The sequence below is a fragment of the Amycolatopsis sp. NPDC104775 genome (genome assembly GCF_055583325.1).
The window spans coordinates 127,714-152,454 of sequence record NZ_JBVJOE010000003.1 but is presented as its reverse complement, the minus strand read 5'-3'; the positions used below and the strand labels follow the sequence as shown (position 1 = coordinate 152,454).

Annotated in this window: 21 protein-coding genes and 1 tRNA gene; 13 read left to right on the top strand and 9 right to left on the bottom strand. The window is 69.4% G+C overall.

The features are described 5' to 3' along the window. The first annotated feature begins 67 nt into the window (after window positions 1-67). A complete protein-coding gene (locus ACZ63D_RS15015) occupies window positions 68-478 on the top strand; it encodes a VOC family protein (RefSeq protein WP_465354893.1) in 411 nt (136 codons plus the stop codon). A gap of 27 nt (window positions 479-505) precedes the next feature. Here the strand turns inward: ACZ63D_RS15015 and ACZ63D_RS15010 are convergent, their stop codons facing one another. Genes ACZ63D_RS15010 through ACZ63D_RS14995 form a run of 4 tightly spaced genes read right to left on the bottom strand, consistent with a single transcriptional unit; the run spans window position 506 to window position 3,836 of the window. Further along, a complete protein-coding gene (locus ACZ63D_RS15010) occupies window positions 506-889 on the bottom strand; it encodes a hypothetical protein (RefSeq protein WP_465354892.1) in 384 nt (127 codons plus the stop codon). 53 nt (window positions 890-942) lie between these two features. After that, window positions 943-1,830: a VOC family protein gene (locus ACZ63D_RS15005; protein WP_465354891.1), complete on the bottom strand. Its 888-nt coding sequence runs from the start codon at window positions 1,828-1,830 to the stop codon at window positions 943-945. Then, complete coding sequence (locus ACZ63D_RS15000) at window positions 1,823-2,347, bottom strand: RNA polymerase sigma factor (RefSeq protein WP_465354890.1); 525 nt, start codon at window positions 2,345-2,347, stop codon at window positions 1,823-1,825. The genes ACZ63D_RS15005 and ACZ63D_RS15000 overlap by 8 nt, the downstream gene beginning before the upstream one ends. A 46-nt stretch (window positions 2,348-2,393) precedes the next feature. Beyond that, on the bottom strand, window positions 2,394-3,836 hold the full coding sequence (locus ACZ63D_RS14995; RefSeq protein WP_465354889.1) for an MFS transporter: 1,443 nt from the start codon (window positions 3,834-3,836) through the stop codon (window positions 2,394-2,396). A 103-nt stretch (window positions 3,837-3,939) separates the two neighbouring features. Here ACZ63D_RS14995 and ACZ63D_RS14990 point away from each other — a divergent pair, with 103 nt between their 5' ends. The 3 genes from ACZ63D_RS14990 to ACZ63D_RS14980 all read left to right on the top strand — a co-directional run bounded on the left by ACZ63D_RS14990 (window position 3,940) and on the right by ACZ63D_RS14980 (window position 6,814). After that, window positions 3,940-4,785 (top strand): helix-turn-helix transcriptional regulator, encoded by an 846-nt coding sequence (locus ACZ63D_RS14990; protein ID WP_465354888.1) that lies wholly within the window; start codon window positions 3,940-3,942, stop codon window positions 4,783-4,785. 233 nt (window positions 4,786-5,018) lie between these two features. Continuing rightward, window positions 5,019-6,140, top strand: a complete 1,122-nt coding sequence (locus ACZ63D_RS14985) for a sensor histidine kinase (RefSeq protein WP_465354887.1) — start codon at window positions 5,019-5,021, stop codon at window positions 6,138-6,140. Then, window positions 6,137-6,814: a response regulator gene (locus ACZ63D_RS14980; RefSeq protein WP_465354886.1), complete on the top strand. Its 678-nt coding sequence runs from the start codon at window positions 6,137-6,139 to the stop codon at window positions 6,812-6,814. Before ACZ63D_RS14985 ends, ACZ63D_RS14980 begins: the two co-directional genes overlap by 4 nt. 80 nt (window positions 6,815-6,894) lie before the next feature. Here ACZ63D_RS14980 and ACZ63D_RS14975 read toward each other — a convergent pair whose 3' ends face one another. After that, a complete protein-coding gene (locus tag ACZ63D_RS14975; RefSeq protein ID WP_465354885.1) occupies window positions 6,895-8,466 on the bottom strand; it encodes an acyltransferase family protein in 1,572 nt (523 codons plus the stop codon). A gap of 179 nt (window positions 8,467-8,645) precedes the next feature. On the opposite strand from ACZ63D_RS14975, the gene ACZ63D_RS14970 reads away from it, so the two are divergent. Then, the gene (locus ACZ63D_RS14970; RefSeq protein WP_465354884.1) at window positions 8,646-9,797 is read left to right on the top strand and encodes a hypothetical protein; all 1,152 of its coding nucleotides are present in this window, start codon (window positions 8,646-8,648) and stop codon (window positions 9,795-9,797) included. A 21-nt stretch (window positions 9,798-9,818) separates the two neighbouring features. Here the strand turns inward: ACZ63D_RS14970 and ACZ63D_RS14965 are convergent, their stop codons facing one another. From ACZ63D_RS14965 to ACZ63D_RS14955, 3 genes are all read right to left on the bottom strand, one after another. Then, entirely contained in the window at window positions 9,819-13,493 is a 3,675-nt protein-coding gene (locus ACZ63D_RS14965) for an FkbM family methyltransferase (RefSeq protein ID WP_465354883.1), read from the bottom strand. Further along, window positions 13,486-14,664, bottom strand: a complete 1,179-nt coding sequence (locus tag ACZ63D_RS14960; RefSeq protein WP_465354882.1) for a flagellar basal body-associated FliL family protein — start codon at window positions 14,662-14,664, stop codon at window positions 13,486-13,488. Before ACZ63D_RS14960 ends, ACZ63D_RS14965 begins: the two co-directional genes overlap by 8 nt. 134 nt (window positions 14,665-14,798) lie before the next feature. Next, a complete protein-coding gene (locus tag ACZ63D_RS14955) occupies window positions 14,799-16,196 on the bottom strand; it encodes a hypothetical protein (protein ID WP_465354881.1) in 1,398 nt (465 codons plus the stop codon). 154 nt (window positions 16,197-16,350) lie between these two features. Between ACZ63D_RS14955 and ACZ63D_RS14950 the strand changes: the two genes are divergently transcribed. The 4 genes from ACZ63D_RS14950 (at window position 16,351) to ACZ63D_RS14935 (ending at window position 18,699) form a co-directional block, all read left to right on the top strand. Then, window positions 16,351-16,842, top strand: a complete 492-nt coding sequence (locus tag ACZ63D_RS14950; RefSeq protein WP_465354880.1) for a hypothetical protein — start codon at window positions 16,351-16,353, stop codon at window positions 16,840-16,842. A 76-nt stretch (window positions 16,843-16,918) separates the two neighbouring features. After that, window positions 16,919-17,539 carry a hypothetical protein gene (locus tag ACZ63D_RS14945; protein ID WP_465354879.1) on the top strand — a complete coding sequence of 207 codons (621 nt, stop codon included), beginning with the start codon at window positions 16,919-16,921 and terminating at the stop codon, window positions 17,537-17,539. 222 nt (window positions 17,540-17,761) lie between these two features. After that, window positions 17,762-18,271, top strand: a complete 510-nt coding sequence (locus tag ACZ63D_RS14940; protein ID WP_465355546.1) for a DUF2716 domain-containing protein — start codon at window positions 17,762-17,764, stop codon at window positions 18,269-18,271. 26 nt (window positions 18,272-18,297) lie between these two features. Next, entirely contained in the window at window positions 18,298-18,699 is a 402-nt protein-coding gene (locus ACZ63D_RS14935) for an Imm7 family immunity protein (RefSeq protein ID WP_465354878.1), read from the top strand. 240 nt (window positions 18,700-18,939) lie between these two features. Here ACZ63D_RS14935 and ACZ63D_RS14930 read toward each other — a convergent pair. Then, window positions 18,940-19,012, bottom strand: a tRNA-Gly gene (locus ACZ63D_RS14930). A gap of 210 nt (window positions 19,013-19,222) precedes the next feature. Between ACZ63D_RS14930 and ACZ63D_RS14925 the strand changes: the two genes are divergently transcribed. From ACZ63D_RS14925 to ACZ63D_RS14910, 4 genes are all read left to right on the top strand, one after another. Continuing rightward, window positions 19,223-20,914: a zf-HC2 domain-containing protein gene (locus ACZ63D_RS14925; RefSeq protein WP_465354877.1), complete on the top strand. Its 1,692-nt coding sequence runs from the start codon at window positions 19,223-19,225 to the stop codon at window positions 20,912-20,914. Window positions 20,915-20,983: 69 nt separating this feature from the next. Then, window positions 20,984-21,424, top strand: coding sequence for a DUF983 domain-containing protein (locus ACZ63D_RS14920; RefSeq protein ID WP_009085725.1), 441 nt, complete (start codon window positions 20,984-20,986; stop codon window positions 21,422-21,424). A gap of 38 nt (window positions 21,425-21,462) precedes the next feature. Next, a complete protein-coding gene (locus tag ACZ63D_RS14915) occupies window positions 21,463-22,323 on the top strand; it encodes an Fpg/Nei family DNA glycosylase (protein ID WP_465354876.1) in 861 nt (286 codons plus the stop codon). A gap of 1,102 nt (window positions 22,324-23,425) precedes the next feature. Next, window positions 23,426-24,727 (top strand): sensor histidine kinase, encoded by a 1,302-nt coding sequence (locus tag ACZ63D_RS14910; protein ID WP_465354875.1) that lies wholly within the window; start codon window positions 23,426-23,428, stop codon window positions 24,725-24,727. The last annotated feature ends 14 nt before the right edge of the window (window positions 24,728-24,741 follow it).

Genomic DNA, 24,741 nt, shown 5'->3' with positions numbered 1-24,741 from the left:
ATCGCGTGTCGGTCACCGGCTGGGTGAGGCATGGAGGTGCTGGGATGCCTTCTGGAGGCATTGCTTCGTGTCCGTTTCACTTGAACTGAATCACCTCATGGTCCCGTCCCGGGACAACCGGGAATCCGCCGAATTCTTCGCGAACCTGCTGGGCTTCGAGGTCGGCGAGGAATGGGGCCCGTTCATCCCCGTCGAAACCAGCAACGGCGTCCGGCTCGACTTCGCCACGATCCCCGACGAGGACCGCAAGCTGCAGCACTACTGTTTCCTCATCCCCGAGGACGACTTCGACGCGTTTTTCGCGCGGTTGAAGGAATCCGGGGTCGCCTACCACGCCGATCCGATGGGCAAGCAGGTCGGCGAGATCAACCACAACCACGGCGGCCGCGGCGTGTATTTCCTTGACCCGGGCGGAAACGGGATCGAGGTCATCACGCAGCCGTACGAGCCGGAGCGGAAGCGGCCCGCGCGCTGGTAAGTCCTATGTAGACAGTCGGCGGGCGGGTCACAGCGGAAGCGAGGCCCACCCGCCGCCCGCGGCCAGCAAGGTCCGGACGCTCTCCGCGTGATCGGAGAACGCGGCGAGATCGGCGTGCAGCAGCGCGGCCCGCTCGGAATCGAGCGGGTCCGCGTCGTCGCGCCAGAGTCCGAGCGTCCAGTTGGCGGCCAGCAGCATCGAACGCACCAGCCCGGCGACCGCCGAATCCGGTTGGCCGTACGCGGCGAGGATCTCGTCGCAGGCGGTGAAGCACCGCTCCAGGCCGCGGACGGCCTCGGCGGGCGTGCCGTCCCAGTCCGGTCCCGGCCAGGCGCAGGAGTCCAGCGCGAGCCACAGCTGCCAGCCGGCAGTCAGTTCGGCTTCGTCTCGAGGCGTCCAGTGCGGGCTCATCTTCCCGAGTGTGCGCCCCGGCGGCCGGTTTGCCGCCGAGGTTTTGGCCGAGGTCACGTGCGTGGTTGTTCCCACAGCCAGAACTCGATCCCCTGGTCGTCGGCACAATCGGCCGTTCGGCCGTACGGCTGGTGCTCCACCTCGCCTGCCTGCCCGCCCGCCTCGCGCACCCGGCGCAGCGCCGCGTCGAGGTCGTCGACGGCGAACATCAGCTTCCAGCCGGGCTGCAGTTCCGGCCCGCCCCACAGCCCGCCGGGAAGACCGTCTCCTTCGATGCGCCACGCGGTCGGCAGGCTGCCCTGGTTGAACTGCCAGCCGAGCACCGCGCCGTAGAACGCCTTGGCCCGGACGTCGTCGGGTACCTGGAAGGTGAAATAACCGGCCTCGCCGTGCCGATAGGTGCGCTCCCCGGGCGTTTGCGCGCTCGGCGCGGCCTTTCCGACCAGCCAGCGCTGGCCGTACGGGTCGCGGATCACGCCGTTCAGCCCGTAGCCGCGGTCCTCGACCGGACGCAGCAGTTCCGCGCCCAGTTCCACCGCCCGCCGCGCCGCACGCCGGGGGTCGGGCACCTCGACCCGCACCAGCGCGCCGCCCTCCGGAGCGACGACGTTGCCCAGTTCGGGGAATTCCTCGGCCAGCATCAGCACGCTGCCGCCGATGTCCAGTTCGGCGTGTCCGACCCGGCCGTCGTCCATCACGATCGGCTCGGACCGGCGTCGTGCCCCGAAGACCTCGACGTAGAAGTCGAGCGCGGCCCGGGCGTCGGTCACGACCAGGTACGGCGTCAGCGCACCGGCTCGGGCCTGCTGGGTTTCAGTGGTGGTCATCTCCGCTCCGTTCAGGATCAGGCGGCGGAGGTCGTCCCGCAGCTGCTCGGCGAAGGCCGGATCGGGGTCGGCCGGAGTCGAGGGCAGCGCGAGCGCGTCGAAGGGCTCAGCCATCGCGTCCCTCCTTCTCCTCGTAGCTGCGGCGGAACGCGGTTTTGGCCCGCGTCAGCAACGCCTCCGTCGCGTGGATGGTCCGGCCCAGATGCGCGGCGACGTCGCGCACTGGCAGGCCGTCGACATACCGCAAGGTGAGCACCGCCCGATGCGAGACCGTCAGCGATTCGAGCACCTGCCTCGCGCGCAGGGCGTCGAGCTGCTCGTCCCAGGGATCCTCGACGTCGCCTTCGGCGTCGTGCACGAGCCGCAGCCCGCGCTGTTCCCGTTCGGCCCGCCGCCAGTGGTCGGCCAGTTTGTGCCGGGCCACCCCGATCAGCCAGGGCGTGCTCACCGGCGGCGCGTGCTCCTTGCGGCAGGCGGCGACTGCGCCGAGGAACGTCTCCGACGTCAGTTCCTCCGCCAGCACGCGGTCGCCGCACCTCGCGAGCAGGTAGCCATAGACCTCCGGCAGGGCCCGTTCGTAGAGGCCGAGCAGCGCGAAGGCCGGGTCTGGCTGCACCCGAGGTTCCGTCACATCCCCATCGTCGTCCGGGAGCGGGGTTTTCCGTCGGACGAATTTCTCAGCGCGGGTCGGGAAGCTTGCGCGCCAGCCCGCTGACCAGCACCGCCAGTGCCGCCAGAATCCCGATGACCAGCACGAACGCCCCCTGATACCCCATCGCGCCCGGCACGCTCAGGCTGGCGAACAGGCTGCCCAGCACCGCGACGCCCAGCGCCAGCGAGGTCTGCTGGGTGGTGGTCAGCACGCCTCCGCCGACTCCGGCCAGGTCGGCGGGCACCCGGGACAGCACCACCCGGAACAGCGTGCTCATCGTCAGCCCGTTGCCGACGCCGATCAGCACCATCGCCGGGGCCAGCTGCCAGATCGACAGGTCGGGCCAGTCCAGCAGCGCGGTTCCGGCGAGCGCGAGCAGCCCGACGGTGAGGATCAGCCCGCCGACCGGCACGATCTTGCGCCCGAACCGGGCGACCAGATGGCTGCTGACCAGCGACGTCGTGAAGTACGCGACGGCCATCGGGGTCAACGCCAGCCCGGCGCCGAGCGGGCCGAGGTGCAGGCCGTTCTGCAGCGTCACCGCGTAGACGAACATGAACGAGCCGAAGGTGGCGAAGAACGGGACCGCGACGGTCAAGCCGTGCCGGACGCTCGCGGTGCGCAGCAGGGCGGGCGGCAGCAATGGCGTACCGCCCACGGCTTCGAGCTTCCGCTCGACCCGGGCGAAGCCGAAAGCCGCGAACGGGAAGAGCACCAGCAGCGCGATGCTCCACCACGGCCAGCCGAGCGCGCGGCCTTCCATGATCGGGATCAGCAGCGACAGCAGCGAAACGGCCAGCAGCACGGTTCCCCAGCGGTCGACGCCGAGCGGGTTGTTCGCCCGGCTGTCCGGCACCGTGCGGCGCGCGAGCAGCAGCCCGATGATCCCGATCGGCACGTTGACCAGGAAGATCGGCCGCCAGCTCAGGTCCCACAGGTTGGCGGCCACCAGTGCGCCGCCGAGCAGCTGCCCGATGACGGTGGCGATCCCGCCGGTCGCGCCGTAGAGGCCGATCGCCCGCGAGCGGCGTTCGCCGGTGGTGCCGGCCTGGATGATCGAGAGCACTTGCGGGAGCAGCATCGCCGAAGCCGCGCCCTGCGCGACCCGGGCGATGACCAGCGTCGCGGCGTCCGGGGCGACCCCGCACGCCAGCGAGGTGAGCGTGAAGAGCGTGAGGCCGAGCAGGAAGAGCTTGCGGCGGCCGAAGGTGTCGCCAAGCCGGCCGCCGAGCACGAGCAACACCGCGTACGCGATGCCGTAGCCCGCGACGACCAGTTCGAGGGTCGCGGTGGACGCGTGCAGGTCGGCATCGATGGTCGGCAGGGCGACGTTGACGATGAAGAAGTCGATGATCGGCAGCGCCGCCCCCAGCAGCACAGTGATCAAGCCGGCGGACGTGAGTCCCGTCCGCTCCGGCGTCCCGACAGCGGCGGTAGCCATTGCCGGGGCGGTGGTGGTAGTCGTCATGAGTACTACGTTCCGCTGCCGCAAACCCTGGTACCAGGTGTGCTTCTATCCTGGTACTGCGACTACCTGGTAACAGGGTCGGCGGTGTGCTTACCTGGTACTCGTGACCAGTGGCATCGAAGACCGCCTCCGCCGGACCGAGCTGGGAGAGTTCCTCCGCAACCGGCGCGGGCGCATCACGCCGGAGCAGGTAGGACTGCCGCTCGGCGGCCGCCGTCGCACGCCAGGGCTGCGCCGCGAGGAAGTCGCGCAGCTCGCCGGGGTGGGCGTCACCTGGTACACGTGGCTCGAACAGGGCCGCGACATCAACGCCTCCGAGCAGGTGCTCAGCGCGATCTCCCGCACGCTCCGGCTCGACCCGCACGAGCACGTGCACCTGTTCACCCTCGCCGGCGCGCCGGAACCGGTGACCGAGAAGAAGAACTGCTCCGCGATCACACCCTCGATGCGGGACATGATGGTCCAGCTGGAGCCGTTCCCGGTCGCGGTCCGCAACGCGCGCTTCGACGTGATCGGCCACAACGCCGGCTACGACTGGCTGATGGGCGGCGTCGACAAGATCCCGTACGAGGAACGCAACACGCTCGTCCAATGCCTGCTCAATCCACAGTGGAAAGAGCGGATGGTCGACTGGGAGCAGAACGTGCCGCGGATGGTCTCGTCCTTCCGCGCGGCGATGGCCGAGCACATGGGTGAACCCGGGTGGAAGTCGCTGGTCAAACGGCTCATGGCGGAGTCGCCGTGCTTCGCGGAGCTGTGGAGCCAGCACGACGTGAACACCGAGCAGGCCAAGAGCAAGCGCTACCTGCACCCGGACGCGGGCCTGCTGACGTTCGACTTCACCTACCTCTACGCCGGCCGCCGCTCGGAGATCCGGATGTCGGTCTACACCCCGGCGAACGACGAGACGCGGGAGAAGCTGCTGGAGTTCGTGCCCAAGACGCGGTAGCGCAGGTGGGTCACGCCCTCGCCGGAGGTGACTTCGGGCGTGCCGCGCGGCCGTCGGCCTTCGTGCTGGCCGGGACCTCCGCGGGGGCGTTCCAGCCGAGAGCAGATCTTTTTCCGCCAGTTACCCAGTGAACGGAGCCGGACGAACGTCCTCGACATACCTCGCCACGCGTAGCCGGATTCCGCGCTCCACGACGGACGCGCCCAGCCGTCTTCCCCGGTAGCTTTCGCTCCATGCACTACTGGTGGCGGGCTCAGAACCCGTGGTTCGGGCGGGTGTTCCGGACCTTCGTGGTGCTCGCCTTCGTGCTCGGCGGCTCCAGCGCGTCCGGCCGCTGGCAACATGCCCCGCACCCGCTGAGCCCGCTCGGCGCCGCCTGGCTCGCCGCGACCGTGCCCACCCTGCTGCTCGTCCACCGGTACCCGCTGCCGCTGTTTGTGCTCACCGCGGCCTCGGCGTACGCGTACTACCTGTCGCCAGAGCCCGGCGGCCCGGTGATTATCGTCCCCACCGTCGCGCTCTTCGTCCTCACGCGGAAGAAGGGACCGGTCGTCGCCGGGAGCACCGGGGCGACTGTCCTAGCGGGAGCGTATGTAGTCCGCATCATCACCGCGCAAACGTTTGCGGTCAGTGCTTGGGCGCTTTTCGCCGTGGTCTGGATGGCCGCGGTGATCGGCATCGCGACCGCGGTGCGGTTCCAGTTCGCGGCCGTCGCCGCCCGGCGCGAGCAGGCCAACGAGCACCGGCATCGGATGGCCGAGCAGGAGCGGCTCCGCATCGCCCGCGAAGTGCACGACGTCGTCGCGCACAGCCTCGCGATGATCAACGTCCAGGCAGGCGTCGCGGCGCACGTCGCGGATCGGCGGCCGGAGCAGGCGAAAGAGGCGCTGCTCAACATCAAGGCGGCCAGCGCGTCCGCGCTCAACGACCTCCGCGCGACGCTCGCCGTGCTGCGTTCCGGCGAGAACCGTGCGCCCGCGCCGAGCCTCGCGCAGGTCGACGAACTGCTCGATCACGCACGCGCCGCTGGGTTGGAAGTCGAATTGCACGGCGAAGCCGGCGACCTGCCCGCGCCAGTGGACGGCGCGGCTTACCGGATCCTGCAGGAGTCGCTGACCAATGTCGTCCGGCATGCCGACGGAGCTCAGCGCGTCGAGGTCCGCTTCGAGCGGAAGCCGGGCACGCTGGTCCTGATCGTGCGCGACGACGGCCGCGGCACCGGCCAGCCGACGCCCGGCCACGGTCTGCGCGGCATGCGGGAACGCGCGACCGCACTCGGCGGCAGCGTCGAGGCGAGCGTCACCGGGCAGGGTTTCCAGGTGCGGGCGGAACTGCCCGTGGAGGGGGAGAAATGACCATCCGCGTCGTGCTGGCCGACGACCAGGCCCTGGTCCGTGCCGGATTCCGGCTGCTGCTGGACACCGAGGACGGCTTCGAGGTGGCCGGCGAGGCGAGCGACGGCGAACAGGCCGTCGCGCAGGCGGTCGAGCACCGGCCGGACATCGTCGTGATGGACGTCCGGATGCCCGGCACCGACGGCCTCGAAGCGACCCGCCGGATCACCTCGCATCCCGACCTGCGCGGGGTGAAAGTACTGGTCCTGACCACGTTCGACGTCGACGAGTACGTCTACGAGGCACTCCGCGCCGGGGCCAGCGGCTTCCTGCTGAAGGACACCGAACCCGTCGAACTCCTGCACGCGCTGCGGGTCGTCGCGGCGGGGGAGGCGTTGCTCGCCCCGACCGTCACGCGCCGGTTGATCGCCGAGATCGTCGGACGGCCGGAGCACCGGCGGATCGACACCTCGGCCGTGCAAGCGGTGACCGAACGCGAACGCGAGGTGCTGGCGCTGGTCGCGGGCGGGCTGTCGAACGACGAAATCGCCGCCCACCTGGTGATCTCCGCCGCGACGGCGCGCACGCACGTCAGCCGCATCATGACCAAGATCGGCGCGCGCGACCGGGCCCAGCTGGTGGTGCTCGCGTACGAATCCGGCCTCGTCACCCCGCGCCGCGGCTCGCACGAATGAGCTAAGCCGGGAGTGTGAGTTACGCCGTGTCGGTGAACGTCGTCCCACCCTCGCACGCCTTACCGGCAGAGCATCACACCTCAGCGAGGGGTGTGGCGGAAGGAGTTCCGGTGGCGTGGGAGATCGTCCTGGTCGCCGCGCTGGGCCTGGTTTTCCTGGTCCGGCTGGTGGCGCAGCTCCGGCGGAGCTGACGGACGCCGCGGCGGCATCGCACGGCGCACCGGCGGTTCAGCGGTGCGGTCGAAGCCCGATTCGACGGGACGCGCCCGGTGCGCGCCACCGTTCGCCCGCGGCGGCATCGCGCGCGGAGCGTCGCTCGGCGGCGGAGCACCGTTGCCCGGCGTCCGCCCGTTCTGCACTGGACGCGGCCGAGGCGCCGGACGCCGCGGCGGCAGCGGTTCGGCGGGAATCCTCGGAATCTCGATGGTCACCTCGGTGTCGTCCACGAACTGAGCGGCAGTCCCCGGCGTTTCGACCGGCGGCTCGACCGGAGGTTCGGGCGTCACCGGCGCGGGCGGAGGCGGCTTCGGCCGGTGCGACAACCGCCGCGCCAGCGAGTGGCTCGGCCGTTCCACGAACCGGTAGCTGAACTCGACCACGCCGAACACCGCCGGGATCACGATCAGCAGCGCGATGGGCAACGGCACCGCCGGGCGCAGCAGCTGCAGCAGCACGAACGTGACCAGCATGTGCAGCAGGTAGATCGAGTAGCTGCGCTCGGACAGCATGGTCCAGATCTTGCGCTGTTTCAGCCGGTCCTCGGCGAACATCCCCATCAGGAAGCAGGCGACGGCGAACGCCAGCGCGAGGTTGTACGAGCTGTCCACGCGGCCGACGTTGATGATGTCCGCCAGCACGTACAGCGACCACGCGCAGCCGCCGTAGAGCGCGCCGGTCCAGAGCGGGATCTGCTTTTTGGTCGTCGCCCAGATGACCTGGCCGATCACCATCGCGGGCAGGTACGAGACGTTCACCGCGAACAGCGACCACGACGGTCCGAACTGCGACCGGCTCATCATCACCACGAAGATGAACGTCAGCTCCACCGCGATCGCGAGCCACACCCACCGGCGCAGCAGCGGCAGCACCGCCATCAGCAGCAGGTAGAAAATGACCTCGACGATCATCGTCCAGGCCACCGGCACCAGCACGACCTGCGGGAAAATCAGGTAGTTGACCAGCGCGGTGTTGGTCAGGACGGTGAGCGGGTTCAGCGTCTGCGACTGCCCGGTCGACGGCGGATGCAGGTTCACCAGCAGCAGGAACGCCGTCAGCAGCACCACGAACAGCATCGGCGCGTACACCCGGATGAACCGGTTGAGCGCGAACCGCCCGGTACCCTGGCGCAACGCGATCGGCGTCACGACGAAACCGCTGACCAGGAAGAAGAACGGCACCGCGATCTGCCCGATGCCCTGCTTCGACATGTGCATCGGACCGCTCGTGAGCGCCTCGATGAAGTCGACGTACGGGGCTTTGTCGTTCTTCGCGATGACCCACGGGTGGGCGATATGGCTGTAGAAGACCAGCAGCGCGCCGAGGCCGCGACCGATGTCGATGAAGACGATCCGGGTCTTCTTCGGCAGTGCGGGCGGCTCGGCCAAGGCAGCGGAATTCGGCTCGGCCAGCGTGCTCACCCCCGTCTTCCGCACCGGCAAACCTGGTGAAGGTTACCGCCTGCCCGGCCGCGCCAGGACGTACTCCCCGGAATTCGCGGCCACGCTGGGGATAAGTCACAAAATGCGGTCTGGCCTCGGATTATGCAGTCGGAAGGTACGATCAGGCAGGAATTCGTCCGCTTTGCGCTAGGTAGTTCAGGAGTTCGGGGAGCGTGCAGCAGTCCAGTCTCGACGGCGCCGTCGAGCGTTCACCGACCCTGCGAGCCGCTTTCCGCCAAGCCGCCCCGGCGATCAGCCTCTACCTGCTGTTCCAAATCGTCGCGTTCGGCGTGCTGTGGATGATGAGCTGGAAGGCCGACGTGTCGCCAGGCCGGTTCATCGACAACTTCGACGCGAACTGGTTCCTCTCGGTCGCCCAGCACGGCTACGACCAGCCGGTCACGCTCGGCACCGACGGCCTGCCGGTCGAGAACAGCCTGGTGTTCTTCCCGCTGTACCCGGCGACGGTCGCGTTGCTGACGTTGATCGGGATCCCGCCGCTGGTGGCCGGCATGACGATCTCGCTGCTGGCCGGTTGCGCGGCCGCGTGGGGCCTGTTCGTGCTGGGCCGCGACCTGGCCGGGCCGCGGGTGGGGCTGCTGGTCGCTGTGCTTTGGTCGATCGGGCCGGGTTCGACAGCGCTGCACCTGGCGTACTCGGAATCGCTGCTGATGGCGCTCGTGGCCTGGACGTTGGTGCTGCTCGGCCGCCGCGAATGGCTGGCCGCGGGCGGGATCGCGGTGCTGGCCGGGCTGACCCGGGCGAGTTCCGGGGCTTTGATCGCCGCTGTCGGCGTCGCCGCGCTCATCGCGGTTTTCCAGCGCCGCGACGGCTGGCGGCCGTGGGTCGGCGGGCTGATCGCGCCGCTCGGCCTGCTCGGCTACCTCGGCTACGTCTGGATCCAGACGGGCCGCCCGGACGGCTGGTTCTGGCTGCAGAACGCCTGGCTGATGCACTTCGATTTCGGCGTCTTCACCTGGACCCAGGTCCGCGAAGGCCTCACCTCGGACGAGGCCAGCTGGATCACGGTGACCGCGCTCGTCGTGCTCGCCGCGGTGGTGCTGCAGTTCTGGACGTGGGCGACGCGGCTGCCGTTGCCGTGGCAGATCTACGGCACGCTCACCGTGGTGATCGCGCTGTGCTCTTCGAACTTCTTCCAGTCCCGCGCGCGTTTCCTGCTGCCCGCGTTCGTGCTGACCGTTCCGGTCGCGCTCATGCTGGCGAAGCTGCCGAACCGGGTACTGGCGGTGCTGTTGCCGGTGATCACCATCGGAAGCGCCTGGTACGGCGCGTTCCTGCTGACCATCGCGCACGTGGCTCCCTGAGGAACCACGTGCGCGATCAGCTCAGGGCGCCAGCCAGAGCGTGACGAATTCCTTCTCGTCCGCTTTCGCCGCCGCGATGATCGCCGCGTCTTCAAGCACCTTCTCGGCCGGACCGTCGTCGGTGACCACCTTCGGCGTGTAGCCGAGCGAGCGGTACCCGGCGAGCACGGCGGCCGGGTCGTCGCCCAGCTCCGTGATCGCGCCCGGGTCGAACTCGCACACGACGTGCGGCCGGTCGCGGCGCAGCACCTCGGCCAGCCCCGCCAGCGCTCGGTGGTCGCGGCCCTGCAGGTCGACCTTCACCAGGCCGATCCGCTGCTCGGTCACCTCGGGCACGGAGTCCAGCCGCACCGCCGGGACCTCGACGCCGGAGCCGTCCGTGGTGACCCGGTTGTCGCCGCTGTTGCCCGGCGTCGCCTGCGCCAGATGCACGGTGCCGGGCTCGTCCCACGCGGCCGATTCGACCACGGTGACCAGCGCACCGGCCGCGGCCGGAAGGTTGACCTCGACGTTGCGGCGCAGGTACGCGGCGTTGACCGGGTCGGCCTCCACCGCGATCACCCTGGTCACTTCCGGCGTGGCGCGCAGCAGCCGCAGCGTGTGGTAGCCGACGTGCGCGCCGATGTCGAGGAAAGCGCCCTCGGCCAGCGACGCCATCAGCTCGGCCTCGCTGTCCTCCCAGGACCGGTGGAACAGGATCCACGGCAGCATGACCTCGTCGACCGGCATCAGCAGCGCGCCGACGTCGCACTGGACGACGTCCGCCCCGCGCGGCACCGGAGCGTGCCGGAGCCGGGCCGCGTCCCGCATCGCGCTGACGTCGAGGGTCACCCGCTGGATGGCCTTCTCGTCAGCGTCGAGGCGCTCGTCGCGGCGCGCGAACATCTTGTGCACGGTCCCCGCCGCGGCTTCGACCTCCGCGCCGACGCCGTCGTAGCCCTCGGCCAGCTTCGCCACGTCTGCTTCGAGATTGCGCAGCGCGACGTCCGTTTCCGGAGCCTGCCGACGCAGCTGGTCGACCGTGCCGCGCAACGCTTCGAGCCGTTCGCCGAGCGCACGCGTGGACAGCGCGGCCCGGCGCGATTCGTCGATGTTGCGTTCCAGGCCTTCGATCCGGTCCAGCAACCGCCGGTTGCTTTCCTCGGTGGCCGCGAGCAGTGCGCCCATGACGTGGCGCTGGTGCACGTCGTAGTGGTCGATCGCGCGCAGCACGGCCTTGCGCAGCGCGGGCGCGAGCGGCAGCCGCGACGGCGCGCCCGCTTCCGGACGCCAGCGCAACGCCTCGGTCGCCTGCTGCAGCGGGCTGAGCGGATGCTCCGGCGCCGGTGCCGCGGTGCGCTGCCGCTCCTGCCATTTCTCGTGCGCCTGCTCCAGTTCGCGCCGCATCCACTCGGCCGCGGTCGCCATCGACCGCTCGCGCAGGATGACCTCCCGCGCGCGCCGGCCGCGGGCGGTCGCCTCGGCCGGATCGTCGGCGATCTGCACCATGGCGGCCGCGGCGGCGTCCAGATCGGGCTCCGCCCAGACCGCGTCGGCGTGGTACGGGTAGTTGCCCTCGCCGACCGGGACCAGCTGGTACGGGATGGGCCAGCCGGTGGACGCGTCGAGGAATTCGGTGGTGCTGGAGTAATCCGTCGAGATCACCGGCATCGCGCGCGCCATCGCCTCGGCGACGGTCAGCCCGAAGCCCTCGCTGCGGTGCAGCGAAACGTAAGCGGTGCTTGTTTCGTACAGCTCGTGCAGCTCAGCGACGCTGAGATAGCGCTCGATCAGTTCGATCCGGTCGTCGCCGCGAACCACCGCGCGCAGCCGTTCGGCGGCCTGCGGGTGCAGCTTCGCGTTGATCGCCTTGACGGTGAGCCGGACGTCCTCGCGGCCGGGGAAGGCGCGTTGGAACGCTTCGACCGCGCCCCAAGGGTTTTTGCGCTCCGCGACGCTGTTGAAGTCGAAGGCGAACAGGAACCGCACCGGTTCGCCCTTTTCGCGCGCGGGCGGGGAAGGCTCGCCCGGATCGCGTACCGGCACCGGAATCGTCTTGACCGGGATCGGCGAATGCGCCGCGAACGCACGACGGCAGAAGTCGCTGACCGTCCAGATCTCGTCGAGCATCCCGAACGCTTCGTGCTGCCACTGCGGGAAATCCTCGAGCTCCCACGCCCACAGCCCGATCCGGTAGCGCCCGGCCCCGACCTCGGGGTGGTTGGTCAGGATCGTGCGGGTCTGGTCCGCGTTCACCGCGAACACGCTGACCGGGAACCGCGGATCGCCGACCGTCGCCGGCCGCTCGATGCCGGTGCGGTTCGAGACCGCCTTCTCCTCCAGCACCGTGGCCACCGGTACGCCGCCGGTCTCGATCGCTTCGAGCACGATCCGGCCCATCTCGCCGAGCCCCAGCTCAGCGGTCAGGTAGCCGAGCAGGTTCACGCCGAACTGGTCGTGCGGTGGACGGGTCGCGACCGGTTCGGCCGGCAGCGCCCACTCCGGCAGCCCGACCTCGGAGACGCCGGACCCGGTGCACCAGTGCCGGAACGCGTCGGCGTCGTCGCCGTAGGGATGCGGGAACGCCATCTGCAGGTCGATCCGCGACGCCCAGATCGCGTGCGTCAGCCGGTTCAGCCCGGCCGCGGCCTGGCCCTGGTCCTCGGGCGTGGCGAGCCATTCGCGCAGCGCGAGCCCACCGTCCTCGCCGTACGCGTGCGGCGGCGCGGGCTTCTTCTTGCGCTCGGCCTTGATCCAGCCCTCGCGGAAAACGCGCCGCGCGAGCTTCGGCACCGGCGTGCCGTCCTGGAAGTCCTTGAAGCCGTACGGAATCGAGTCGAGCGACTCGGCGTACCCCGCTTCGCGCAGCTTCGTGCCGTACGAATCGCAGATGGCGCGAAGGTCATCGTTGTGCGACAGCAGCACGCGCGGCTTGCGCGCGCAGTGGAAGCTGAGCAGCCACGGCTTCTCCGGCCGGTAACCGCTGAAATGGAAGAAGCGCAGCTTCGCGCCGCCCGCGGTCAGGTTTCCGTCCTCGTCACGGCCGATCGGCCGCTCGTGGAGGTTCCAGTACGCGACGTCGAACCCGGGGTCGGTGACGACGTGGTGCCGGAACAGCGACGGCACCTGGTCGACCCAGCGCTGGTCGGTGAACAGCTGCTGCTCGGGCGCGACGATCGCGTCGTGGCGCAGCCGGCCCGCCCAGAAGTCGAGGAACGCCCCGGCGCCGCGGCCGACCCCGATGAAGCCGAGGTTGAACATCCCGGTGCCCATGATCACCGCGTCGTCTGGCTCCATGCCGTCCTGCGGCAACGGGGTCAGGAAGTGCGGCGCGAGCACGATGTCGTGTTCGCGGGCGAGTTCGGCGACCTCGGGGATCGGCGCGAACAGTTCGATGTCCGGGTCGAGGTAGATCGCGGCCTCGGACTCTTTCAGCAGCTCGCGCAGCAGGTACGGCTTCACCGACGTGGCGAGTTCGGTGACCGAGTACGCGGTCGCCATCCGCAGGTAGTCGTCCTCGTCGATGCCGAACGCGGCCGGGCCGACGACGGTGAGCCCGTCGCCGGCTTGTTCCGACTGCTCGCGCGGGGCGTCGATGACCGCGATGACGAAGCGGCCGCCCGGATGGTGCTCGAGGTAGGACCGGGCCAGCACGCGCGCGGCGGGCACGTAGTTGCGGGCGACGATCGTGCAGGCGGTGGCGCCGGGCTCAGGCATCGGCGGTCAGCACCGTGAGCTGCTGGTTCAGCGCGGTGGTGAAGTCGGTCTTCGTCTGGTCGGCGGACTTGCCGGACACCTCGACGCGGACGATCACGTTCCCGTGCGCGTAGTGCCCGCGCGACTGGGCCGACTGGCCTTCCTTCGGGTCGATCGCGGTCGCGTAGACGCCGTTCGGCGCGGTGGTGTCGCGCTTGGCCCCGTTCGTGGTCTGCACCTCCATCAGCTTCTCGGCCGCGGTCTTCGCCGCGGTCGGGCTGCTGGCCTGTGCGAGGAAGAGCGTGATCAGGTTGCCGTCGTCGAGGTGGTACACGACGAACTTGACCTTGGAGGTGCCCGCCGCCTGGTAGGCGCTCAGTTCCTGCGGGTTGAGGTACTTGAGGGTGTCGACCTGCGAGAACGACGTGATGTCGTCGTGTGTCTCGGCCTTGCCCGGCATGCTCGCGACGCCGAGGGGGTCCGGCGGCTTCGGAGCCGACGACGGACCGGGCTGGTGCTGCGCGGTGGTCTGGTCGGTGCCGCCGCCTCCGCTGTCGCGGCCCCACAGCCAGTAGGCGCCGAACGCGATGCCGGCGAGCACGATGACCGCGCCGACGATCGCGCCGATCTTCTTGCCGTTGCTCTTCTTCGGCTTGTCGGTGAAGTACTCCGGACCCTGGCGGACCCATTCGGAGTCGCCGCCGGACGGGCCGAGCGGGGGAAGATCGCCGCCGCCCCACGGCGGGGTCTGGTCGCTCTCGGCCGCGTTCCACGGCTGCTGCTGCGGGAAGCCCCCGGGCGGCGAGGCCGGCGTGCCCTGCGGGAACCCGCCGGGCGGGGAGTAGTGCGCCTGCGGCTGGTGCTGCTGCGGCTGCACCACCTGGGTGCGCTCGGGACCGGCGTCGGCGGGCGGCTGCTGGGTCTGCCACGACTGCACGACCTGGGTGCGCTCGGCTCCGCCGTCGGCGGGCGGGGCCTGCGGCGGCTGCTGCGGCATCCCGCCGGGCGGGCTGACCGGGGCGATCACCTGCGTCGAGTCCGCGCTCTGGCTCGGCGGCGGCGGGGCGGGCTGGTCCTGCTGGCCGACGGCCGAGGACAGCACCTGATCACGCCGGATGCGATAGTCGTCCGCGGACAGTCGCCCTGACGCGAGCTCCTCGTCCAGCCGGCGCAGCTCCTCCTGCCAGGACACCAGGGCCCCCCTTATCTGTCGGCATGGCGACGGTCAATGCGTCGCCGCTACCCGATTGTGTGTGACGACGTGGACATTGTGCACGGGTGCGACCCCACGTGACCTGGCGGGTCGCCTTGTGCGCCGGGGTGTGTTCAGCTCGCGGGCAGCGCGGCCGCGACCTTCGCGCGGATCTCTTCCATCCGGGACCGCAGCGCCGCCGGATCCTGGCCGACCGGGCCCGACACGCCGATGCCGACCGACACGCCGCCGGAGGTGTACCAGAAGGCCATGACCCGTCCGGCCGGGCTGCTTCCGGTGTAGAGCAGATCGGTGGCCGCCGGGCCGAGCGGGCTGCTGTCGAACCCGCCGGTGACGAGGTTCTGCCGCAGGCCCTGGACGAGCTGACCGGCCTGCGCCTTCGACGGCGTCGGGACGGCGAGAACCGTCGTGCCGCCGTCGGCGACGGCATAGGCGTGGTAGACGAGCTGGTCCGCGCCCGCCGCGCGCATCAGGTTCGCGTCGGCGTCGGACACCGCCTTGGCTTGGACTGCTTTGTCCAGCGCCATGGTCGAGTTTTCCGGGTTGGGCGTGCCCGGCAGCGCGGGCAGCTTGTCCTCAAGGGACGCCGGCTGGGTGTTCGGCGCGGACGAACCGGCGGGCGGCGGGGCTGCGGTGTCGTTCGAATCCTTCTTGGTGCCGAGGAACCAGATGCCGCCGACGACCAGCGCCAGCACCACCAGCACGGCGAGCGACAAAAACAGCCAGGTCGGCTTCCCGCGCCGCGGTTTGGCGTCGTCCTCCCACAGCCGCCGTGGTTCCGGCTGGTTCCCGTTCGCGGGAATCGCGCCGAAGACCGCGGTGGGCCGGTCGTCGGCGGGGCTCGGCGCGGTGGTGGGCCGGTCGGTGGAGAACGGGGTGCCCGGGGTGTGCGAGAAGGCGGGCTGGGTCTTCTCGGCCGACGGGACCGCGGCCCCGGAGTTCAGGAACGATTCGACCGCGGGCGGCTCCGGCGCGGGCATCGCCGGGTTGGTGCTGGCCCATCCGACGGCTGGCTGGCTCTGCTGGTGCGGCTGGCCGGGGGTATGCCACTGCACGGGAGCGACGCCCGGCCAGGTGCCCGGCTGCGCGGGGAGCTGCGGCTGGGGCTGATGCGGTGCGGGCGGGCTGACCTGGCCCGCCGTGCTCTGCGGCGGGGAGAAGAAGGGGGCCGCGGGCGGCTCCGGGGTCTTGGCGCCCGGTTCGGCGATCGTCGCGACGCCCGGCGAAGTGCCAGCGGCACTCGGTTCCGCGGACGGGTTTTCCGTGCTCGCTGCCGGGCTGTCCGGTCCAGCGGTGTTCGCGCTGCTGGGAGTCGCCTGGGGAGCCGGGGTGCTCCACGTGGGTGCGGGCGAAGGCGTGTCTTGCCGCAATGGCGACGCCACCGGCGAAGCCGCCCCGCCGCCCGACGCCTCGGCGAGCAGTTCGTCGCGCTGGCGGCGGTGTTCGGCGTGTCCCAGGCGGCCGGCGGCCAACTCCGCGTCCAAACGACGGAGTTCTTCCTGCCAGCTCATCACGCAACCCCCTGTCACCGGTTCGGGCGATAGTGTTCCACGCGCTCCGGTTCCGTGGGGCTCAGGTGCGCAAGATCAGCCCAGATCTGCCCAGATCAGGCACCCGCTTCCCGGATCGGCTGGGAACCCGCGGCGGCTCCGTACGATCGGGAGCATGTCCTCCGCGCGCGGTGCGCTCGCCGCCCTTGCCGTGGATCGGCTCGCCGGTCTCGACATCACCTCCGCCGAACTCGTCGAGGCCGGGGCACGGGCCGTCGGCGAGGGCCTCGACGCGCCCTCCCTTCCCGAACTGGCCGCCCTCGACCACCGCAACCACCAGGCGGTTTCCGACGCCTTCTCGCACGTGGTCGAGGAGCTGGGCATCGAACTCCCGGCCGACGCGACCGCGGCCCAATGGCAGCTGCTCGGCGGGCACCTCGGCGAGATGGTGCGCGGCGACGTCCGGCTCGCCGAAGCGGCGAAGAGCGTCAAAGCGCTCGACGGACGGCTCGGGCACCCAGCCGCGCTCACCGAGCTGCGCCAGTGGCTGGCGATGCTCGCGACCTGGATCCCGACCGACGTCACGCCGGTCAGCTACTGCGAGCAACAGGTTTTGCAGCAGGCACGCGCGGTACTCGCCGGTCCGTGGCCGCCGGTCACCCGTTAAGCGGCGAAAACTGTCGTACATATGTTCTAAAATTGGCCGTGTACTGGGGAAACCATCCACCGGAAGGCGGCCGCCCATGACCTCTCCCAAGCCGGCTTACGTCACCTTGCCCACCTTCGTCGGGTACAGCGCCAGCAAGGGTCCGTCGCGTTCGTCGTTCGTCCGAAGGCAGCGCCGGTTGTACGAGGACCCGGCGCGGGCGGCGTTCAACTACTACCGGCGCGCGGCGAACGCGATCCGTGCTGGCCGGGCGGCGCGGCAGGACGAGGTGGCGATGCGCGCGCTGGTCAACAACGCCGACGAGCGCACGCGTCCGCATTACGCCGCGATCGCCGAGGGCTGGCTGCGCTATCTCGGCAGGCGCGATCCGAAGCTGATCGAGGTCGGGCGGGCGAAGTTCTCGCTCGGCGAGCTGGAAATCGGGATCAGCCCGCAGCTGGGGTTGCGCAAGTCGAACGGCCGCCGGTTCGCCACCTGGCTGTATTTCAAGGAGGAGCCACTCACCCGGGACGCCGCGCAGCTCGCGTTGTGGCTGCTCACCGAGGGCATGCCGGAGCTGCTCCCGGGCGGGGAAGCGCTGGTGGTGGACGTGCGCCGGGCGAAGGAGTTCACCTTGTCGGCGCGGGACCGGGAGCGGCTGCGGCCGTGGGCGTTCAGCGAGGCGTCGGCGTTCGTCACGCTGTGGCGTGCCGCATGACGGCTGCGTGCATGACCGGCGGGGGTATCGGGTAAGGAACCTGCGGACCGGGCGGCGTTTCCCGGTCCGCGGGCCACCCGGTCGAGTGAGAGCTTGGCGCTCGGCTCCAGTGGACTGGACAATCCCGGCCCCGGACACGAAGCTTTCGGCAGTTTCGAGCCCGGCCGATGACTTCGAGGTCGCCAAGTGAACGCTGCCGCAGCCTGGGAGCCGCTCTCGCGAGTGGCTGACGAACCCGCTTGGTATTGGGTGCACGACAAGCTCAGGTTCTGGCCGAGCACCTTCGCGCACGATTGGCCGGGTTTCCAGGAGCCGTGCCCGTCGGCTGCCTGGGATCTCTCCACCGGCGAATACGACCGCGCCTCGGCCGAGTTCCGCCTCGGCCCGTACGCGGTGGAAGAACACGACGTGGCCCGCGTGGTGCTGGCTGCCCTGCAGGAGGTCACCGCGGAGGACGATTGGCTGTGGGTCCTGCACTGGCAGCACCAGTCGTTCAAATTCTGGCCGCACCGCATGCAGCACAACGCGCCTTGGCCAGTCCCGATCTTCCCGCGCGGCGACTACCACCTGTTCCTGGCCGCCGACTTCAGCTACGGCACGCTCGGCCATCCGTGGGAACGCACCCTGTGCGTCTTCGGCGAAAAACTGCTTCCCGCAGTCGAAAAGCACGCCGACGGCATCCTCACGAACCAGCTCCGCCGGGACGGCCAGCCCTCTGCGCTGACCCGCTGACCATCGCCGCTGCTACCGTCTCGCTCGTGTTCGAATACCACGGCTGGGTGACCATCGCCGCCACCACAACCGGCGACGACGACGCCGCCCTGCTGGAGCGCCTGGTCGAACGAGTCCACCGCTCCCTCAGCAACACAACCCTGCTGGACCTGGTAGACCTCCGCTGGAGCGCGGGCCTCCCCATGCTCCATCTGGGTGGTCTAGACAAACACGGCGGAGCCATCACCCCGCAACTCCTGGAAACCTTCGCCCGAGTAGGAGAACTGGCCCCCGGCTCCTACGGCCTCCTGCACATCTGGGACGACCAAGACCCAGAAAACGACAACGCCTTCCAGACCTACCGAATGGCAAGAGGCCAAGTAACCCCCCTGCCCGACCCACACCTGTCCCCAGTAGCCCCCACCCTCCTGGACACCTACGAGCTATAACTCAGGCAATTTCCGGAGAACCTTCTGGGACCTTCTGGGACCTTCTCCGCCCGCTCCCCGCCTTTTCCGCTCGCTCCGCGAGCTACACGCTTCTCCGCTTGCTCCGCAAGCTACAAAGCTGGCCCCACTACCCATCCGCCACCCACTGGCACCGCGGGGGTCCGGGGGGCTCGGCCCCCCGGGTGATATGGCGAAGGGCCCGTATCCACGCTTTCCGTGGATACGGGCCCTTCAGACCTGAGCGGATGACGGGATTCGAACCCGCGACCCTCACCTTGGCAAGGTGATGCGCTACCAGCTGCGCTACATCCGCGTTAACCGCTTGGTGCTCGGTGTTGAAGACACTCTATACCGTCGTCTCGGTGACACTTTCGGGGCCCCCGTTTTTGCCGTGGACCTGCTGAGACGCGGTGCTCGCGCGTCACGTTGAGCGCACAAGGGGTGACGACGGGCGCTCTGCTCCGTATGGTGTCCCCAATCGACTTCAGTGGTGAGTCCTTCGGGGGAGGAGGTGCCTTGCCGGATGACCGAGCTGGGCACGGCGCCGCCACCAGCGGCCTCGGAATCCGACGAGCAGGCACTTTTGAAGCGGCTGCGCGACGGCGAGGATGCCGCGTTCGGGGAGTTGTTCGAGCTGCATGCCGCGGCGGTGCGCAGATTGGCGCAGAGTCTTGCCGCGGATCGCTCTGAGGCTGAGGACATCACCGCGGAGACTTTCTTCCGCGTGCTGCAGGCGTTGCGCCGCGGAGCGGGTCCGCGGGACTACATCCGGGCTTATCTGCTGACGGTCGCGCGCCGGGTGTCGTGGGAGTGGCATGGGGCGCGGCGCGATGTGCCGGTGACTGATGACGAGTTGACGTTCCGGGCGGGCGCTGGGGTGGATACGCCTGCTCGGACGGCTGAGCACACGTTGATCACGACGGCGTTCACGAGTTTGCCGGAGCGGTGGCGCACGGTTTTGTGGCAGACCGAGGTCGAGGGCGAGCAGCCGGCGATGGTGGCTCCGCATTTCGGGTTGTCGGCGAACGCGACGGCGGCGTTGGCGCGGCGGGCGCGGCAGGGGTTGCGGGCGGCGTATCTGCAGGCGCATTTGTCGGTGAACCGGGGGCCGGAGACGTGCCGGGCGGTGGTGGAGAAGCTGGGCGGGTTCACCGCGGGCAGTGTCACCGGCGCGGAGGCGGAGCGGATCAAGGCGCATTTGCTGGGGTGTCCGTCGTGCCGGGCGACGCAGGATGAGCTGCGGGATGTGTGTTCTTCGCTGCGGGCGCACGCCGAGGTGCTGGTGCTCGCGGTTCCGGCGTTGGCCGGGGTCGGGAAGGCCGCCGGTGCGCTCGCCACGGTGAAGAGCGTGGTGTTCGGCTCGAAGGTGAAGATCGGGCTGGCGTTGGCGTCGACCGCGGCGGCGGGTGCGGTGAGTTTGACCGCGGGTCCGCTGGTGTTCGGGTCGCATCCGGTGCAGGACGTCGGGTTGGGCGGTGGGGCGCCGGAGCTGGCGTTGCAGCCGCCGGAGCAGCCTCAGCCGCCGGAGCAGCAGGGTCCGCGGGTGATCGCCGGGAAGCTGTACGGCAGCGCGCGGCCGGTGCACGTGGCGGTTCATCAGGGTGGTGGTTCGCCGCATGTGGGCGTGGCTGAATTGCCGCATTTGCCGCCCTCGCATCAGCAGGTTTCCGGGGAGGAGTCGTCCTCGTCATCGACGTCGGGTTCGACCGGTTCGACTGATTCGACGCCGCGGGACGATCTTCCTGGTCAGGACGGCACGCATTCGGGTTCGCCGATGACGAGCCGGTCGTCGAGCACGGAGTCCCGGTCGGATCTGGACACGTCCACGAACTCGTCCAGCCCGGGCGTGCTGAGCACGACGACCGACGACACGACTTCTCCGACGTTCGCTCCGCCGCGCTCGTCGTATGTGCCGTCGCCGGATTCGTACGTGCCGCCGTCGGTCACGACGACACCGGCCGGGTCGCGGCACCTCCCTCCGTCCTCGCCGCGGTCTTCCCCCTACTCGTCCTGCCCGAAGGACTCGAAGTCTTCCCGGCCGGGCAGGCCCGCCAAGCCGGTCAAGCCGGTGCCGTCTTCCGAAGCGGCCAAGCCCGAGACGTCGGCCAGGACGGACTCCCCGTCCGGGAACGATGTCACCGGTTCGGCCGATTCCTCAGCGGACCCAAGCTCCCGAACAGCCAAAACCCGGCAAACCACCAGTAACTCTCAGTGAGCACCTCGCGCTCGACGGCACGGTCACGGTAACGTTGACCGAGTTCGACGTCGCCCGGGAGGCAACAGGATGAACCGGCTGGTGCGCGGCGAAGACGGTCGCCATTGGGTGGTCCGTGCCCAGATGGAGTGGCGGGCTCCCGCCACCGCAGACGATTTCGAACACGACGTCGCGGGCAGTTACGGACCTGGCATCGCGATGATCGTGGTCATGGGGTTCCTGGTGATCGCGCTGGTGGTCTGGACCCCGGATGTCGTGAAGGTGCCCGCGTGGGTGCTGCTGGCGTTGCTGCTGGTGGTGTTGTTCTTCCCGCTGCGGTGGATCCTGCGCCGCCCGTGGACGGTGGTCGCCGAGACCGAGGGCGACGTCGCGGGCGACCGGCCGTCGGAGCGCTGGGTCGGCACGATCCGCGGCATGTTCACCGTGTCCGGCGAGGTCAAGCGGATCTCGAAGACGATCCAGAGGCATTCGCTGCCGGACTTCGACGGTCCGCTGCACCCGGTCGAATAGACTTGGCCGGAACTCGGCCGGCGCGCGAGACTGGTGCCATGCCCGAGTTGCCCGAGGTCGAAGCACTGGCCCATCACCTGCGTGAACACGCCGTGGGGAGCACCGTTTTCCGGCTCGACGTCGCCTCGCTCAGCGTGTTGAAGACGGCGGTGCCGCCCTACACCGAGCTGCACGGCCGCGAGATCACGGACGCGACCCGGCACGGCAAGCATCTGGACGTGGTCCTCGGTGATCTCCACCTGGTGATCCATCTGGCGCGCGCGGGGTGGTTGCGGTGGTCGGACGCGTTGTCCCCAGCTCCGTTGAAGCCGGGGAAGGGGCCGATTTCGCTGCGGGTGCATCTGGAGTCGGCGTCCGGTCCTGGCTTCGATCTGACCGAGGCGGGGACGAAGAAGGGGCTGGCGGTGTGGATCGTCGCCGATCCGGCCGAGGTGGCGAGTGTTGCCCGGTTGGGGCCGGATGCGCTGGCGGTTGATGCTTCGCAGTTGCGGGAGTTGTTCCAGGGCAAGGGGACTCGGTTGAAATGGGCGTTGACTGATCAGTCGGTGATCGCGGGGATCGGGAACGCTTATTCGGACGAGATCATGCATCGGGCGAAGTTGTCGCCTTACGCGACGGTGGGGAAGTTGGACGACGGGGCGCTGGAGGTGCTGGCCGAGGCGATCCGGGAGGTGGAGACGGACGCGGTCGAGCGGTCGGTGGGGCAGAAGGCGGCGAGGTTGAAGGGGGAGAAGCGGTCTGGGCTGCGGGTGCATGCTCGGACTGGGTTGCCTTGTCCGGTTTGTGGGGATGTTATTCGGGAGATTTCGTTTGCGGATAAGTCGTTTCAGTATTGCGCGACTTGTCAGACTGGGGGGAAGCCGTTGGCTGATCGGCGGATGTCTCGGTTGTTGAAGTGAGGGGTGCCGGGCGGCTCGTCGCCCGGGGGGCGACATTGCGCCTGGTTCGTGCGTGGGGGCACCCCGAACCGCAGGGGAGGCTTCGTATCGGGGTGCAGGGCCAGGTGTGGCTGCCTGGGGCCGTGAGTGCGGTGGTGGCGGTTTGGGCGTGATGCTGAGGCTGTGTTTGACGGGCGTTGGCAGGCGTTGGAGAACCTGAGCGGGCAGTGTTGTTGCGCGCTTAGCTGGTATTTGCGGCTCCGAGTTGTGGCGCATTGATGGCGCTGACTTGCCCGAACAGGCGCTTATTCGCCTGACTTGTCATGGTCGGCCGCGTGCTGACTGCGCGATCGTCGGTTGTGGGCTTTCCCGCGAGGGCTGCAGGTCGTGAGGGGACCCCTGAGGGAATCAGGGGCCGTGAAGGTGGCCCTCACGGCATGCGGTGGGGGCGTCGCGAGCGTTGGGGATCCAGCTTCCCGGAAAGCAGGGGCGGCCCGAGCCGCCAAGAAGCCCATGGTCGGCCCAATCCCCCAAGAGGCCAGGTTCGGCTTGGCCTCCCGGGAGGCCAAGATCTGCCCAGCCTCCCAGAAACCAAGATCGGCTCCGCCTAGAAGCCAAGGTGGGCCCGCCCCCGGGATGCCAAGGTCGGCCCGCGCCCGGGAAGTCAAGATCGGCCCGCCTAGAAGCCAAGGTCGGCGCAGCCTCCCAGAAGTCAAGATCGGCCCCGCCTAGAAGCCAAGATCTGCGCAGCCCCCGGGAAGCCTGGGTCGATCCACCCCCGGGGGAAGCTCGGCTCGGTCCGCCCCCGAGGAAGCTTGGTCGGGCCGTCCCCCGGGAAGCCAGGGGCGGCCCAGCCTCCACCGGAAACCAGGTTCGGCCCTCCGCCTAAGAACCCTCATCCGCACTAGCCATGCAATGAAGGGGACCTTCACTTCTAACCTTGCGTAGTGATGAAGGGTCCCTTCACCCCACTCTTCGGCGACCCACAGCCACTGCCACCACTCGAATGGCGCAAGATCCTCACGCTCACCGGGAGTGACGGTAGGGTTTGCCCACCCTCGGTCGTCGCTACTGGACAGAAAGTGGGAAGCAGACCTTGCACCCGGTCGGTCGAGCGCAGAGCATGGACGTCGTGTCCGACTTCCCCTATGCGCTGGTCGTCCCGTGGGTCCTGGTCGGCATCCTGGTGATCGTGGTGCTGGTCCTCGCCTTCCGGGCGCGGCGGCCCAAGGGAGTCATCCAGGACGCCGTTCTCCAGGCTGTCCACCGGATGTCCAAGGCCACGCCGAACTTGCGGGCGGGGCTTGACGAGGAGGCCGCCAACCGGATGACGGCGGAGTTGCTCGAGGTGCTCGACTGTCTTGCCGTCGGGATCACCGACAGTGAAGGCACGTTGCTGTCTTGGGCGGGCGAGGCCACCGATCACTACCTGGACGTCGTGGAGGACATTGGCACCGCGCTGCGTAAGCATCGTCGGGCTGTTGCTGACCACAATAAGATGCCGTGCAATCACCGTGGCACTTGCAAGATGAAGACCGCCGCGATCGTTCCCATTCTTGTTGAGGGTGAGGCTGAGGCGACGCTGATCGTCGTCGGGCGTACGCGCGGCAAGCTGGTGCAGATGGCCGAGGCGGTGGGGCAGTTCGTCTGCACGCAGTTCGAGCTCGCGCGGCTCGAAGAATCGCGCAATCAGTTGCAGCAGGCGGAAATCAAGGCATTGCGCGCGCAGATCTCGCCGCACTTCGTCTACAACGCGCTCAATACGATCTCCGCGCTGATCCGCACCGATCCGGAGGAAGCGCGCGAACTGCTGCAGGACTTCGCGGACTTCACGCGTTATTCGTTCCGCACCTCAGGTATGTACACCACGCTCGCCGAGGAACTGCGCAACATCGACCGTTACCTGACGATCGAGAACGCGCGATTCGGCGGCAGGCTTGAGGTGCGGATGAAGATCGCGCCTGAGGTGCTGAGCGTCGTAGTGCCGTTCCTGATCATTCAGCCGCTCGTGGAGAACGCTGTCAAACACGGGCTGGCCAGCAAACCGAGCGGCGGTTGTGTCACGGTGATCGCGCGGGACGACGGGCACGAAGCGCTGATCACGGTCGAGGACGACGGCATCGGCATGGACCCGCGGCAGCTCACCGATCTGCGCAACGCGCATCGCACCGGCGCGCACGTCGGGCTTGGCAACATCAACCAGCGGATGCGGCAGGTGTTCGGCGAGGACTATGCGCTCACGGTCGAGACCGCGCCGGGGGCGGGGATGAAGGTCGCGTTGCGGGTGCCGAAGTTCAAGCTCGGTGTGCGGCCGAACATGCCGGACTACTCCGCGGACGTCCCGCAGCCGCCGGTGCCGGTTGAGCCGGAGCCGGAACCCGACGGAGTGCACGGCTCGCGTTCGGGAATGCTGCCCGCGCACTGAACTGGTTAGCCTGG